Origin of the sequence: Bradyrhizobium sp. UBA2491 (genome assembly GCF_002341725.1) — a bacterium.
GTDB lineage: Bacteria > Pseudomonadota > Alphaproteobacteria > Rhizobiales > Xanthobacteraceae > Bradyrhizobium.
The window spans coordinates 11,140-24,599 of record NZ_DDOP01000032.1; the positions used below are offsets into that span (position 1 = coordinate 11,140).

Annotated in this window: 17 protein-coding genes and 2 tRNA genes; 9 read left to right on the forward strand and 10 right to left on the reverse strand. The window is 65.5% G+C overall.

The genetic code is table 11. From position 1 onward, the window contains the following. Window positions 1-53: 53 nt before the first annotated feature. Window positions 54-1,298, reverse strand: a complete 1,245-nt coding sequence (locus tag B2W55_RS09370) for a metal-dependent hydrolase family protein (protein ID WP_024582381.1) — start codon at window positions 1,296-1,298, stop codon at window positions 54-56. A 29-nt stretch (window positions 1,299-1,327) separates the two neighbouring features. Beyond that, window positions 1,328-2,683, reverse strand: coding sequence for an MFS transporter (locus B2W55_RS09375; protein WP_024582382.1), 1,356 nt, complete (start codon window positions 2,681-2,683; stop codon window positions 1,328-1,330). A gap of 119 nt (window positions 2,684-2,802) precedes the next feature. Between B2W55_RS09375 and B2W55_RS09380 the strand changes: the two genes are divergently transcribed. Continuing rightward, on the forward strand, window positions 2,803-3,732 hold the full coding sequence (locus B2W55_RS09380; protein ID WP_024582383.1) for a LysR family transcriptional regulator: 930 nt from the start codon (window positions 2,803-2,805) through the stop codon (window positions 3,730-3,732). Between the two features lie 34 nt (window positions 3,733-3,766). Here B2W55_RS09380 and B2W55_RS09385 read toward each other — a convergent pair whose 3' ends face one another. After that, window positions 3,767-4,156, reverse strand: coding sequence for a hypothetical protein (locus tag B2W55_RS09385; protein ID WP_145987223.1), 390 nt, complete (start codon window positions 4,154-4,156; stop codon window positions 3,767-3,769). Between the two features lie 566 nt (window positions 4,157-4,722). Continuing rightward, window positions 4,723-4,808, reverse strand: a tRNA-Tyr gene (locus tag B2W55_RS09390). A gap of 193 nt (window positions 4,809-5,001) precedes the next feature. Here B2W55_RS09390 and rlmB point away from each other — a divergent pair. Continuing rightward, on the forward strand, window positions 5,002-5,829 hold the full coding sequence (gene rlmB / locus B2W55_RS09395) for a 23S rRNA (guanosine(2251)-2'-O)-methyltransferase RlmB (RefSeq protein WP_024582386.1): 828 nt from the start codon (window positions 5,002-5,004) through the stop codon (window positions 5,827-5,829). A 111-nt stretch (window positions 5,830-5,940) separates the two neighbouring features. On the opposite strand, the gene B2W55_RS09400 is transcribed toward rlmB, so the two are convergent. After that, on the reverse strand, window positions 5,941-6,537 hold the full coding sequence (locus B2W55_RS09400; RefSeq protein WP_024582387.1) for a TetR/AcrR family transcriptional regulator: 597 nt from the start codon (window positions 6,535-6,537) through the stop codon (window positions 5,941-5,943). A 204-nt stretch (window positions 6,538-6,741) separates the two neighbouring features. Between B2W55_RS09400 and B2W55_RS09405 the strand changes: the two genes are divergently transcribed. Beyond that, window positions 6,742-7,152 (forward strand): RidA family protein, encoded by a 411-nt coding sequence (locus tag B2W55_RS09405; protein ID WP_024582388.1) that lies wholly within the window; start codon window positions 6,742-6,744, stop codon window positions 7,150-7,152. An 80-nt stretch (window positions 7,153-7,232) separates the two neighbouring features. Here the strand turns inward: B2W55_RS09405 and B2W55_RS09410 are convergent, their stop codons facing one another. From B2W55_RS09410 to B2W55_RS09420, 3 genes are all read right to left on the reverse strand, one after another. Continuing rightward, a complete protein-coding gene (locus B2W55_RS09410) occupies window positions 7,233-7,697 on the reverse strand; it encodes a hypothetical protein (RefSeq protein ID WP_024582389.1) in 465 nt (154 codons plus the stop codon). 90 nt (window positions 7,698-7,787) lie between these two features. Further along, complete coding sequence (locus B2W55_RS09415) at window positions 7,788-8,261, reverse strand: hypothetical protein (RefSeq protein ID WP_024582390.1); 474 nt, start codon at window positions 8,259-8,261, stop codon at window positions 7,788-7,790. A gap of 169 nt (window positions 8,262-8,430) precedes the next feature. Continuing rightward, window positions 8,431-9,147 carry a dienelactone hydrolase family protein gene (locus tag B2W55_RS09420; RefSeq protein ID WP_024582391.1) on the reverse strand — a complete coding sequence of 239 codons (717 nt, stop codon included), beginning with the start codon at window positions 9,145-9,147 and terminating at the stop codon, window positions 8,431-8,433. A 150-nt stretch (window positions 9,148-9,297) separates the two neighbouring features. On the opposite strand from B2W55_RS09420, the gene B2W55_RS09425 reads away from it, so the two are divergent. Both B2W55_RS09425 and B2W55_RS09430 read left to right on the forward strand, forming a co-directional pair. Continuing rightward, window positions 9,298-9,726 (forward strand): hypothetical protein, encoded by a 429-nt coding sequence (locus tag B2W55_RS09425; protein WP_024582392.1) that lies wholly within the window; start codon window positions 9,298-9,300, stop codon window positions 9,724-9,726. Between the two features lie 159 nt (window positions 9,727-9,885). Continuing rightward, window positions 9,886-9,960, forward strand: a tRNA-Thr gene (locus B2W55_RS09430). Between the two features lie 120 nt (window positions 9,961-10,080). Here B2W55_RS09430 and B2W55_RS09435 read toward each other — a convergent pair. Further along, window positions 10,081-10,812, reverse strand: a complete 732-nt coding sequence (locus tag B2W55_RS09435; RefSeq protein ID WP_024582393.1) for a PEPxxWA-CTERM sorting domain-containing protein — start codon at window positions 10,810-10,812, stop codon at window positions 10,081-10,083. 302 nt (window positions 10,813-11,114) lie between these two features. On the opposite strand from B2W55_RS09435, the gene B2W55_RS09440 reads away from it, so the two are divergent. The 4 genes from B2W55_RS09440 (at window position 11,115) to B2W55_RS09455 (ending at window position 12,598) form a co-directional block, all read left to right on the forward strand. After that, the gene (locus tag B2W55_RS09440; protein ID WP_024582394.1) at window positions 11,115-11,303 is read left to right on the forward strand and encodes a hypothetical protein; all 189 of its coding nucleotides are present in this window, start codon (window positions 11,115-11,117) and stop codon (window positions 11,301-11,303) included. A gap of 41 nt (window positions 11,304-11,344) precedes the next feature. Beyond that, window positions 11,345-11,530 carry a hypothetical protein gene (locus B2W55_RS09445; RefSeq protein ID WP_024582395.1) on the forward strand — a complete coding sequence of 62 codons (186 nt, stop codon included), beginning with the start codon at window positions 11,345-11,347 and terminating at the stop codon, window positions 11,528-11,530. Between the two features lie 40 nt (window positions 11,531-11,570). Then, complete coding sequence (locus B2W55_RS09450) at window positions 11,571-11,915, forward strand: hypothetical protein (protein ID WP_244442242.1); 345 nt, start codon at window positions 11,571-11,573, stop codon at window positions 11,913-11,915. Window positions 11,916-12,019: 104 nt separating this feature from the next. Then, window positions 12,020-12,598 carry a hypothetical protein gene (locus B2W55_RS09455; RefSeq protein ID WP_100555176.1) on the forward strand — a complete coding sequence of 193 codons (579 nt, stop codon included), beginning with the start codon at window positions 12,020-12,022 and terminating at the stop codon, window positions 12,596-12,598. A gap of 56 nt (window positions 12,599-12,654) precedes the next feature. On the opposite strand, the gene B2W55_RS09460 is transcribed toward B2W55_RS09455, so the two are convergent. Beyond that, the coding region (locus B2W55_RS09460; RefSeq protein ID WP_291532217.1) for an alpha/beta fold hydrolase at window positions 12,655-13,460 on the reverse strand (806 nt) is incomplete at its 5' end.

A 13,460-nucleotide genomic window follows, 5' to 3' on the forward strand; every position in this document is an offset into this window, starting at 1 on the left:
GGACAAGCCCGGCCATGACGGTGTTCCCTTGCGCCTTCGTCGAAGGAAGTATCCTACCCGCCCAGCCTGTCGACCTCGGCCTTGCCGGCTTTCATCACCAGCGGGATGTGCTCGCCCTGGCCGAGCAGACACGTCACGTCGCGTAGCGGATTGCCGTCCACGACCAGCAGATCGGCAAACGCTTTCGGCGCGATGCGGCCGAGCTTGCCTTCCATGCCGAGAACTTCGGCGCCGACGACGGTCGCACTCGCAATCACCGCCTGCGGGCCGAGCAATTCGGCGCGGATCCGGAATTCGTCGCTCTGCAAACGCTGTGATGGCCCGAGCAGGTCGGTGCCGAACCCGATCTTGACGCCGGCCTCGCGATAGATCGCGAGCGAGCGCAGGCCGGCGTCGCGGACGTCGGCGATCTTGGCGACGCTCGCGGCAGGCAGGCCGTATTTCGCGCCCTCGTTGGCCAATGCCTCGTAGGTGATCAGCGTCGGCACCGCGTAGGCGCCCTTCTCCGCCATCAGCCGCGCGGTCGGAGGATCGACCAGGTTGCCGTGCTCGATGGTGCGGACGCCGCAGCGCACCGCGCGCTCGATCGCCTCCGCGGTGTAAGCGTGGGCCAGCACATAGGTGTGCCGCGCCTTCGCTTCGGCGACGATGGCGCGGATCTCGTCCTCGGAATAGCCGTAGGCGCCGATCGGATCAGTCGGCGAGGCGACGCCGCCGGAGGCCATGATCTTGATCTGGTCGGCGCCCATTTGCAGCTCCTCGCGCACCGCCTTGCGCACCGCATCGACGCCGTCGACGACGCGCGCGATCGCGCCGACCCGCACGCAGCAGGAGCAGGTCGGGTCGGCCAGATAGTCCGAACGCGCCCGCCCGTCGCCATGGCCGCCGGTCTGGCTCAGCGCGCGGCCTGAGACGAACAGCCGCGGACCATCGGTCAGGCCGGTATCGATCGCCTGCTTCAGCGCATAGCCGGCGCCGCCGGCATCGCGAACGGTGGTGAAGCCGCGCTTCAGCATGCCGCGCAACAGCATGGTCGAGCGCAAGGTTACCAGCACGTTGGCCATCCGCGCCTGCTGCGAGAGATCAAGTTCGACGGCGACCGCGTGCACATGCAGGTCGATCAGGCCGGGCATCAGGGTCTTGCCCCTGAGATCAATGACCCGATCGGCCGAAGCGTCGATCGGTCGATCAGACACCTCCTTGATCAAGCGATCCTCGACCAGCACGTGGTGTCCTTCGAGCAGATCGGAGCGCAGCGGATCGAGCAGCGCGGCATTCTTGAAGAGGGTGGTTGGCATGAGAGTCTCCTGTCAGGACGCTGCCGTGGTCACGCGGTCTTGCTTGCGATTTCTTCCAGCGATCGGCCCCGCGTCGGCACGCCCATCAGCACGACAGTGAGTGCGCCGATCAGCAGCACGGACGTGGTGACGCCGAACACGCCGGCAAAGCCGAAATTCGGATAGAGATAGCCGACCAGGATCGGGGCCGCGATGGCGCCGATCCGCCCGATCGCAGATGCGAGCCCGGCTCCGGTGGTGCGGATCGCGGTCGGAAACACCTCGGCGGTGTAGGCATAGACGCCGGCATAGGTGCCGTTCATGAAGAACGACAGCAGCAACCCCGCCGTCATGATCTCACCATCGCTCTTGGCAAAAGCGAGCCCGAGCGCGCTGACGCCGCCGAGCAGCATGTAGGACGCGATCGTCGCCTGCCGTCCGATCCGCTCGTTGAAGAAAGCGGCGGTGAAATAGCCGGGCACCTGCGCGCAATACATCGCCAGCGAATAGCCGAAGCTCTTGGTGATGCTCATGCCGTTCTGCACCAGGAGGCCGGGAATCCAGACGAAGAAAGAGTAGTAGCTGAAGGTGATCGACAGCCACATGATCCAGGTCATGGTGGTGATGCGGGCCTGGCGGCCGGCCAGCAGCGCGGCAAAATTGCCGAGCAGCGTTCCCGACGAGACAGCAGGCAGCGCCGGCTCGGCGACCGGAGCCGGCAGCACCCGGCCCTCGCGCGCAAAGCTCGCCTCGATCCTGTCGAGCACCGCGCTGGCTTCCGTTTCCCTGCCCCGGCTTTCCAGCCAGCGCGGCGATTCCGGCAGCGAGCGGCGCCACCACAGCAGCATCACGACCGGCACGGCGGTGATGACGAGCACGATGCGCCAGCCATTCTCATAGGCCGGCACGATGAAATAGCCGAGCAAGGCAGCGGCGACGAAGCCGAACGAGAAGAAGCCGGCGAGCGCGCCGGTGAAGGCGCCGCGGTAACGCCGCGCCACGAATTCCGCGAGGTAAGGCGCGATGATCGCGCTCTCCGCGCCGGTGCCCATGCCGGCGACGACGCGCGCGGCGAAGAACGCCGGCCAGCTATCGACCGCCGCGCTGACCAGCGAGGCCGCGCAATACAGCGCCAGCGCCGACATCATCACCGCGCGGCGGCCGATCAAGTCGCCCAGCGTCCCCGCCAGCAGCGCGCCAAACAGATAACCGACGAAGGTGCTGCTGCCGAGCACGCCGGTCTCGACATTGGTCAGGCTCCAGGCGGTGCGCAGCACCGGGAGGATGAACGCCAGCACCGCGGCATCCATCGCGTCGAACAGATAGCCCAGCCCGCCCATCAGCAGCAGGTGCACATGGAAACGCGCGAACGGCAGGCGCTCGATGCGCGCCGAGATCATGGACATGAAATCCCCCTCCGCGCCCCGCGGTTCGGCACGCGCCGCGGGGTCATTGGCGGCAATGATAGACAAATCATGATTATCGGAATAATTTATAATTGTTATCTAGTACATCACCATTGTGAATATCGCCCGTGTCCTTCCGCACCCTCGACCTCAACCTCCTGAAAGTCTTCGAGGCGCTGATGACCGAGGGCAGCGTCACCCGCGCGGCGAGCGCGCTGACGATGACCCAGCCCGCGGTCAGCAACGCGCTCGCCCGCCTGCGCGACGCGCTCGGCGATCCCCTGTTCGTGCGCACGGCCACCGGGATCCGCCCGACACAGCGTGCGGTGGCATTGTGGGAGCCGATCGGCGATGCGCTGGAGAACGTGCGCCACGCGCTCGACGAGGACGCGTTCGATCCGCGGCGCGCCCAGGCCGAGTTCAGCCTGTCGATGTCGGACTACGTCGCCTCGCTGGTGATGCCGCGGCTGCTGATCCGGTTCAGCGAGGTGGCGCCGTCGGTGCGCATCCACACCATGCCCAACACCATCCTGGAGATCGGCGACCGGCTCGAGGACAACCGGGTCGATTGCGTGCTGAGCGTCTATGTCAACGAGGCGCAGCATCCGCCGGCCGCGATCCGCTCACGCTCGCTGTGGACCGTCGAATATGCCTGCATGATGCGGAAGGATCATCCGCTGGCCAGGCAGAAGCGGCTGAGCACGCGCGGCTTCCTCAACGCCGGGCATGTCGATGTCAGCCTCGCCGGGCGGACGCTGCCGACCTACGATCAGTTCCTCGCCTCGCGCGGGCTGTCGCGCAACCTGGTCGCGACCGTCAACCATTACAACGCCGCCTACGAGATCGTCCGGCAGTCCGACCTGATCGCGGTGCTGCCGCGCGATCTCAGCGCGCAATCGCGCCACGCGCCGCATCTGCACGCCGTGCCGGTGCCGCTGCCGGCGCCGCCGCGCGTCGTCAGCCTGTTCTGGCACCAGCGCAACGACACCGTCCCGGCGCAGCGCTGGCTGCGCGAGACGCTGGTGGAGATGTTCGGGAGGATGGAGTGAAGGTCGGGTAGCGGCTGCGGCCAGCCGTGCCGGATCACTGCTTGGTGTCGCCGTCGCTCGTCTTCAGTTCGTATTTGGCCGTCCCGGTTATCGAAAAGCTGGGCGGGCCATCCTTCTGCATCGACTGCAATCTGAAAATGTTGACGGACGTCACTCGGCAGCTCGCGTCATACACCTTCGCGAGGATCGGGCACTGGTCCTTGGCCTCCTGGTAGAGATCCCGCCTGATCTCGTTCAGGGCCGTTTCACGGTCGCCCCCCTGCACTGACGCAGGAGGCACGGCAACGCTCTTGAGCGTCACAGTGATGTCCATCAATCCGCGCGGCGGGACAGGCGACGCCGTATTGAACGTGACCTCGGCCTGCACCGAAGAGGCTGCAAGCAACGACAGGATTCCACATGCGATCGCTGAGACAACGCGCATTCCAGACCTCCACGAGACTTCGCGAGCACCTCCCGCGTCAGGGAGGGCTATCGCATATGCGCTCGATTTCCCCACAAAGTCCGTCATGCCCGGCCTTGTTGCCGGGCATCCACGTCTTAGTCTCCGCGTGAGAACGACGTGGATGGCCGGGACAAGCCCGGCCATGACGAATGTGGAGACAGCAAAGCCGCTCGCTGCCATATGCGATTGCCCTTACCGCGTCAGGGAGAACGTCGATATCCCAGTCGCGGATTGTTGCGGAAGTTTGGCATCGCAACCAGAGGCAGCATCGTGAAGGCCGACGATCACGCGAACTTGCGCAGGAGCACGGCCGTGCGTGATTGCCGACGACAGAGCCCACTCTCGCTCATTTCGTTTTTGATGCAGCTTGGCTGGCTTGCCGAGCCAACGTTCGTGGAAGTGGCGACACGCTTCGCCTAACGGGCCAGTGGCATCAATCCAGCCCGCCTGCGCCCTCCAGGCTTCGGCGCGGCAGCCCTCGCTCATTTCGCTACGATGGAGTCTTGCTGGCCTGCCTAGCCGTAGCTCGCGAAGCGAGCGAAGGCTGGTGGGGGAGGCAGGACTCGAACCTGCGAAGCCATGAGGCGGCTGATTTACAGTCAGCTCCCTTTGCCACTCGGGACACTCCCCCGTCCAACAGCGTCGAACCAGCCGCGCGAGTGGCGGCGGACCGGTCATCGAGATGACGCTGATAACCGGCCGACCCGAAGCGGGTGCGCGGTCGGGCGCGTTTATGGGCGAAGGCGGTCCCCAAAGTCAACCAAGCCAGGCGCCTATTTGCCGGTTAAATTGCCAATATTCGACACCCGTGACACAAGCCTCCCATGAGCGATCGCGACCGCAGACCCAATTTCCGAGGCAAGGGCGGTAAACCCTTCCAGAAAGGGCCGAAATTCGGCCGCCCGCAGGCCCGGCGGGAGCGCGAATCCGGTTCCGACGGACCGGTGATTCTGTACGGCTGGCACACGGTGGCGGCGGCATTGGCCAACCCGGAGCGCCAGATCCGCAAGCTTTACCTCACCGAGAACGCCGCCAAGCGGCTCGCCGAGGAGAATATCGCGACCCGGGTCGCCCCGGAGATCGTCCGCCCCAGCGACATCGACCGCCGCCTCACCCCCGATGCCGTGCATCAGGGCCTGTTGGCGGAGGCCGATCCCCTGCCCTCGCCCGGCATCGACACGCTGGCGCTGGAGGGCATCGTGCTGGTGCTCGACCAGATCACCGACCCGCACAATGTCGGTGCCATCCTGCGCTCGGCGGCGGCGTTCGCGGTGAAGGCGATCGTCACCACCGCGCGGCACAGCCCGGAGGCGACCGGCGTGTTGGCGAAGGCCGCCTCCGGCGCGCTCGAGCTGGTCCCGATGGTCACGGTGCAAAACCTGGCGCGCGCGCTGAACGAGCTGAACGAGCACGGCTTCCAGACCGTCGGCCTCGACAGCGAGGGCAGCGAGGACCTCGGCAAGGTTCCGCTGCAACAGCCGCTCGCGCTGGTGCTCGGCGCCGAGGGCAAGGGCCTGCGGCAGTTGACGCGCGAGACCTGCCGCGTCGTCGCCCGCCTCGACATGCCCGGCGAGATCAAGAGCCTGAATGTGTCGAACGCCGCCGTGCTCGCACTCTACATCGGCGCCAGCCGGCTTGGGCTGATGGGCTAGAGCCTTTCCCGTTCCGATGGAATCGGAACGGGGCTCCAGGTTGTTGTCTTCGCGTTTTCTTCACGCGAACCGGTCTCCACTTCGCTCGAAAACGCTCTGGTTCGCGGCATCTCACTTCTTCCGCGTGCGAGCACCAGGAGCGAGCGGACCCGCAAGCAGCCCCGAGGCAAGGTGCGTGAAGGCGTCCACGGCCTTCGGCAAGACGGCTTTGGGATTGTTGCTGGCCGCGACCCAGAGCGCGGCATTGAGTGCCGCGCCATTCAACAGTCGCGCGGCTGCTTCGGCGTCGATCGGCTTGAGGATGCCCCGCGAGATCAACCGTTCGACCGTCTGCTTCGTCACTTGCAGGCAGTGGCTCTGGCTGGGCCATTGCGACGGATCCCCGAGCACCGCTGGGCCATCGAGCAGCACGATGCGCTGGACCTCGGGATCGAGCGCCATCTCGATATAGGCCACCCCTTCCGCCAGCAGCCCCTGCCAGTCGCCTCCTGCGCGGGCGCCGATCGCCTGCGCGCGCGCCGCCATTTCGCCGTCGATCACGTTCACCACCGCCGACAGCAGCCCGCGCTTGTCCGCGAAATTATGATAGAGCGCGCCCCGCGTCAGACCGACCGAAGCGGTCAATTCATCCATCGAGGCTTCGGCATAGCCATCCCTGGCAAAGGCCTTTCGCGCAGCCGCGATCAGCTTGGCGCGGTTCTCTTCCATCGTCTCGATGCGTCGCTTTGCCGCCACCGGTCACCCTCATCGAATTCACATACGCAACGTATATGGATTGACATACGCTCCGTATGCCAACTAATGTACTGGCATACGCGGCGTATATCAAATGCGATAGCGGCGGCACGCGAAGGACGTATCGGCGGGCTGCGCATCCACACCGCCAACACACGGAAACGAAAGGATCAAGCGATGGCGCAGCGCGAGGCGATTTTCCCGGCCAACGCCAACCGGCATGCCCTCTACGAAGCCCACGGCTATTCAGCCGCGATCCGGTCGGGCGACCTCGTCTTCGTCTCCGGTCAGGTCGGCAGCCGTCTCGATGGCTCTCCCGAGCCTGATTTCGAGCGTCAGGTCCGGCAGGCATTCGACAACCTTCGCGCAACGCTTCACGCGGCGGATTGCAGCTTCGACGACATCGTCGATCTCACCACGTTCCACACCGATCCCGAAAATCAGTTCAAGACCGTCGCGGCAGTCAAGAATGAGATGTTCGCCACGCCGCCCTTCCCCAACTGGACCGCGGTGGGCGTGAATTGGCTCGCCGGCTTCGATTTCGAGATCAAGGTGATCGCCCGCATGCCGCATCGCGCAGCCGCATAGATCTCCTCACCGATCGCCAAAGAGAAACGCCCGCTCGCGTGACGCGAACGGGCGCTGATGTTTCGACGGATCGGTCGAGATCAGTAATAGCGGCGCAGCACGCGGTGGCCGTAGTGATAGACCGGCGCGCGATGCGCGTAGCCGTAGCGATAGCCGTAGTGCGCACGGTAGGGCCGGTAGGAGTGGCGATAGCCGTAGTGGCGGTAGCCATAGTGGCGATAGCCGTAATAGGGGCGGCCATAGCCTTCGCGGTAGTACGGACGCGGCGCCCAGTTGCCCGGACCGCTGTAGGTCGGTCCCTGGTTGACGTAATAGTACTGCTGGGTCGCGTTGGGATAGGCCGCATCCGGGTCAGGCAGGCGTTCGACGGCGCCGTATCCGGCATAGCCATAACCGTAGCCGTAGCCGCCGCAGCCGCCACAGCCATAGGTCACGGCAGGCGCGGCGTAGACCGGCGCACCGCAGGGGTTGAAACCGCACGCCATCGCGGGCGCGGTCAGCATGACGGCCACCGCCGCAATCAGTCCTTTGATCATTTGACGCATTACTCTCTCCTGATGCTCTCTGTTCGTCGCGTAGCTCTTGATGGCTATTCAGCGCCCCCGGTTGAGGGGCTCTTGATTGGACAGTTGGTTCTAAGGGCCTCTCGGACGCGGTGGCCGCGGCATCGCCCCGGGGAGCGGCTGCGGTCCGTTGAACTGCGGCGCGTAGATCACCGGCGGCGGATCGACCGGCTCGTTGGACTGCGCCGGCAGCGGCGTAGACCGCGCCGACCAGGATTGATGGTAGCTTTCGGCCGGCTTGGGCAGGCTGCGATTGGCCGGCGGCTCGATCTCGAGCCGGCCATAGCCCGGCATGCGGCCGAGGCTCGGATAATAATGGCCGACATTCGGCTGGGGATCGATCGGGCGGCCGCCATAGACGGTCGGCACCAGCGACTCGTTGCGGGCAAGCCCCATCGCGCCTTCGACCACGGCGTAGGAGGCATCGACGCCGTTGATGATGATCGGCACGCCGGGCCGCGAGGGCACGACGATGTCGAAGCCGCCGCCGGCCGACGCCGCCGAGGTCATCGCAGCCAATATCACCAGCGCCAGTCGTCCGCGCATGTTCACCCAGCGTCCCGAATTGTTCCAGGCTCAGCCTAGTCCAATGCCTTGGCGGAAGGGTTAAGGCCGCGGGCCAAACTGCCGGTAAGCCTAATGCGTAAGCATCGGCATCCGGTCAATGCGGCCGCGCCGGCTCAGACATCGTTAACAGCTGCGTCCTCAGGGATCGTCAGGCCAGCACCTCGTCGAACAGGCCCTGCATCGCCGCCCAGGAGCGGCGGTCGGCCCGCGCGTCGTAAAGCGCCGAGCTCATGATCGAGCCGTCGGCGGACGGGTTGGTGAAGCCGTGCAGCAAATTGCCGTAGCTGGTCACCTGCCAGTCGGCGACCTTGCCGGCGCGCATCTCGTTCTCGAAGGCTGCGACCTGTTCGGGCGGCGCCAGCGGGTCGTCGGCCCCGGTCAGCACCAGCACGCTCGCCCTCACCGCACCGGCCGCTGCCGGCTGCGTGGTCGAGAGCACGCCGTGGAAGCTGACGACGGCCTTGAGGTCGGCGCCGTCGCGCGCAAGCTCGAGCGCGACGGTGCCGCCGAAGCAGAAACCGATCGCCGCGCATCTCGTGGCATCGACCTCGGGCAGCGCGGTGAGTGTCGCGAGCGCCGCGCGGGCCCGCGCGCGAAGCCTGGCGGGATTTGTCCGCAAGCCGCCAATCAGCGTCATCGCCTGATCGAGGTTGGCGGCCTGCTGCCGATCGCCGAACATGTCGGCCGCCAGCGCGACATAGCCATGCCCGGCAAGTCTGCGCGCCCGCTCCATCGCGAAATCGCCGAGCCCGAGCCCCTCGTGGAAGACCAGCACGCCGGGACGTCTTGCGCCCGTGTCGCTGACGGCCAGATAACCGCGCAGATCGGCGTCGCCGCCGGCGTAGTCGATGTCGCGTGTGTGCATGCCATTCCCATCAAAAGCGCCATGATCCGGAACGCGTCATGCGCGGACCCCGGCGGAACTTCACACCGGTTTGATCGCGAGGCAAGGCCGCGCAGGAACACGCGCCGGATCGCGAGATTAGCTTCTCACCACGACGAGAGGAGACTTCGCATGACACGGCTCAAGATGCTCGGCGCAGCAGCCCTGCTCGCTTCGGCGCTCGCCACCCCGGCGATGGCGCAACAGACCATCGGCTCCGCCGCGCGCTGCTCGAATGCCTATCCGGATGCCCGATGCCAGACGATGGCACCAGACGCCACCGCAACCACCTATCACCACCGCACCACGCGGCGCGACCGCGACTGGCAGGACAGCTACAACCGCTATGACCCCGGCCCGTTCGCGCCGGTCGACGCCGCGGCCGGCGTGGTCGGCGGCGCGGTTGGAACAGCGGCCGCCATCGCCACCGCGCCGTTCGGCGGCCCCGAATACGCCCGCAGCCCGATCGGCGGCGAGGAATATGCGCGGCAGAACGGATTTGTCTGCACCCCCGGCACCTGGTTCCGCGGCAGCGACGGCCTCCGGCACCCCTGCCAGTAGCCGACGCACAGCGCTGACGGCGAGAAGGCGGCCTTCAGGCCGCCTTTCTGCTGCCTGGCGCAGCGCGATCGATGCGAACCTTGCGCGGTCCGGGCTTCTTCTGGTTCTGGCTCTGGCCCGCCAAGTCTGCTATGCGAGCCCGCAAATCATTCCCCTTTCGCCGGCTTAGCTCAGCGGTAGAGCAGCAGTTTTGTAAACTGAAGGTCGGGGGTTCAATCCCCTCAGCCGGCACCAGCCTTCGGCTTCTCCGCTGCGCCTCGCCCCAGCGGGCACCCGCCAGCGACAGGATCGTCGGTCACCAGGACGAAAAAAAGCCCGGCTTGAGCCGGGCTTTTTCAATGCGCGGATGATGCTCTAGGCGAGCACTTGCGGCTTGCGGTTTCGGCGATAGGCCAGCGAGCCGACGCCGAAGAACCCGAGGATCATCATCGCCCAGGTCGACGGCTCCGGAACGGCAGCCGTCAGTGCCACGTCGGCGCTGACGTCGAGCTGCGCGCCGGTCCGTTCACGATCGGCGTAGAAGATTTCCAGCGTATTCACGCCGGCGTTTGCGTTGCCCGCGAACGTGACGTCGGTGATCGCGTGAATGCCGGGATTCTGTCCGATCAGGACGCCGTTCAGGTAGACGAAGGCGTCGTCGTCCGAGCCGACCGTGAAGTGGACCGTTCCGGCTGACGACAGCGAGAACGTGCCCTTCAGCACCGCGGTTTCAAATGCGGCGGCATCGTTGGTGCCGGTGCTGTTCGGGGCGTACATCGTGCTGCTGTAAGGCAGCGAGACCGTGCCGGTGCCGGTCTGGATGACCGTTGCCGACGGTGTCCACCACAGCAACTGGCCGGTGGAATGATCATACATCGACACGCCCGGGCTGGACGTGCTGACGACCGGCCGGTCGTTCACCAACCCGCTGCCGATCGCGACATTCGGCGTGCCCGAGCCGCCGAAATCGGGCGCACCGGACCCGTTGTTGAGGACTTCGTAGTAGGTGGCACTCAGCGTGCCGGTCACGGGATCGGCCTTCGCGGCGACCGATACCGCGGTCGAAAACAGAGCAGCAACGCCGACGATCAGAAACGTATTTTTCATTGTACTCCCCATTTAAAATATTTGCGTGAGAGGATTTGACGCGCTTTAAACCCCTCCATTTAATTCAATTAATATTACGCGGGTGCGACATTCTGTCAACTCGCGTTAACTATTTTGCAGGCGAGCCTCTCCGCACAGACCCGGGCCGTCGCGGATGCGCGCCCCGCACCTCGACAGAAATCTCCGCAGAGAATCTTGGCAGGAATCGTGGGGAGATGCCCGTAGGATCACCCATCCTGCGTCTTGTTTCTGTCCTTGCAGGCCAAAACGGACTATGCAGAATGCGGGATGGGACTCTGCCAATGACCTATTTGATCCTTGCCCGTGATGGCACCAGCCAAATCGTGCTGAAGCGCGACAATGAAGACGCGGCCGAGAAGAAGGCGCGCGAGCTGAAGGAGATGGGCTGGTTCGAGGTCGAGGTCCGCGAAGACAAGGCGGGGGACGGCGTCCCGGCCGCGCTGGGTGATCGCTCGCAGATCCTACAGTGAACCTTTGCCCGATGGCCCTTACCCATGTGTAAGGAGCCACCATGTCCGACACAGCACATTACCGCTTCCAGTCCGATCAGGCGCGACGGCTGGCCCGTCAGGTCACCGACGCGATGGTGCGCGAGAAGCTGCTTGAAATGGCCGAGGAGTATGGCCGCTACGCCGACATGATCGAGGCCGGCGTCACCGCACCAACCATCGCGGAAGCGACGGCCTTGCCGGGCTGAGAACCCTCGCCCGCTCCGATCGCTGCGATGCCTGGCTCACTTGGCACCTGCCCTGGGTGCCTTCGGGTCTGATTCCAACGCGGACTTTCAGCGCGCCGCCAAGACCGCGCGAAAACGCGTGAGGATTTGTCCGGAACATGATGCGCCCTCACGCATTTCCTTTCGCATGAGGACACGCGAGGCCGACCGCAATATCGCGCTTCTGGGCGCCGCTACGCTGCTGAGCGTGGCCGCCGCCGGGATCGTCGCGCTGCTGGATCCGGTGTCCGCGCCGGCAAGCGCCATGTCCCGGCCGGTCACGAATCGGGCGCCAGCGGACGATCAAATACCGATCCGTATCGTCGGTACCCCGTTCGTCCCAAACACCAATCCTGGCCAACGCTGACCGCCTTCGCGGCCACTACGTGTCACAATTATGTCACCGCGCCTGCGAAACAGGCGTCTTCGTCAACCATCATGATGGCCGATGCTTGATTCCGCGGAGTTGCTTTGCTGGAATCCGCGCGCTTAGGGTGCGCCATGAAGTGGATGAAGGAACGCGATCTCCTGATCGCGCAGACAATGGCTTTCGTTCAGTCGGTGAAGGGCAGGCTGCCTGACGCCGGGGCGCCGACGTCTGCCCAGACGCCCGCTCAACAAACCACCGCCCCATCGGCCGCGGCACCCCAGCCGGGCCCCGCGCAGCCGACGATCCCGACGGCCGAGACCGAAGCCAGGACCACTTTGGAAACAAGGCCGGTGTCGGGGATCAAGCCTGCCGCCGAGACCCCAAGGATGGTCACGCCTCCCTCGCTTCCGGTACCCACCGTGATCGAGGGCCTGCCGCCGGCGCCGCCGCCCTTGACGGTGACCGTCGTCGAGGTCCCGCCGCCGCCGGCTCAGCTTCCGCAGTTCGCCAAGCTCGATATCCGCGGCGACTTCGGATCCGAAGTGAGGGAGCGGGTTGCCAGCTTCCGCGCGCAGCAGCAGCGCTTCCTGAAGGAGCGCGAGGAATATTGCACGACGACCATGGCCAAGGTCCGTGCCGCGATCCGCGACAACAGCGATTTGCCGCGCTCGGGCAAATAGACGGCTCACTCCCCGATCGTGTCATGCCCGGCTTGCTTGGGCCGCGAGCCGTCGCATCATGCCGCCCCGATCTTCTCCAGCACCGGCAGCAGGTGTTTGAGAAACTCGCCTGGATTCTCGCTCATCGGAAAATGGCCGAGGCCCTTCATGATGGTGGCCTCGCAACCGGCGATGCTGCTCGCCACCGCCAACGTCTCTTCCGGCGTGCAGGAGTAGTCGTATTCACCTGACAGCAGGAACAGCGGGCAGCGCCTGGTATCGATCTCGGCGACGCGGGCGCGGATGTCGCCGTCGATCTTGTAGAAATAGAGATCGCCCTTGAACACGCCGGGGCCGCCTTGCATGTAGTGCCAAAGCGTTTCCCACCGCTCACTGTCCGGCGCGTCCGGCCCGACCAGCCCCGAGACGATCGCCGCCGCAACCTCGCCGCCATGGACGTCCGGCCGGTGCAGGAAGTTCAGGTCGTAATAGGGATCGACATGCGCACCGGCTTGCAGGCCGATGATGGCGCGGAAACGTTCTGGATGCTCGAGCGCCAGATGCAGCGCGATCCGACCGCCGATCGAGCAGCCGATCACGATCGGCTTGTCGAGCTCGAGCGCATCTATCACGGAGAGGATCATCGCCGTGTATTGCGCCGAGGTGAGCTGGTACTCCTCGTCGTGCCAACCTTGCGGCGGCGACGACTTGCCGTGCCAGGGCATGTCGAAGGCGATGACGCGATGGTTGCGGGTGACACTGATATCGTTCATCAGGCCGCGATACTGTCGCCCGTCGGCGCCCGCGGTGTGCAGACAGAGCAGCGGCGTGCCCTCGCCGGCCTCCTCGACATAGATGCGGTGCGGCCGGCCCGACAGTTCGA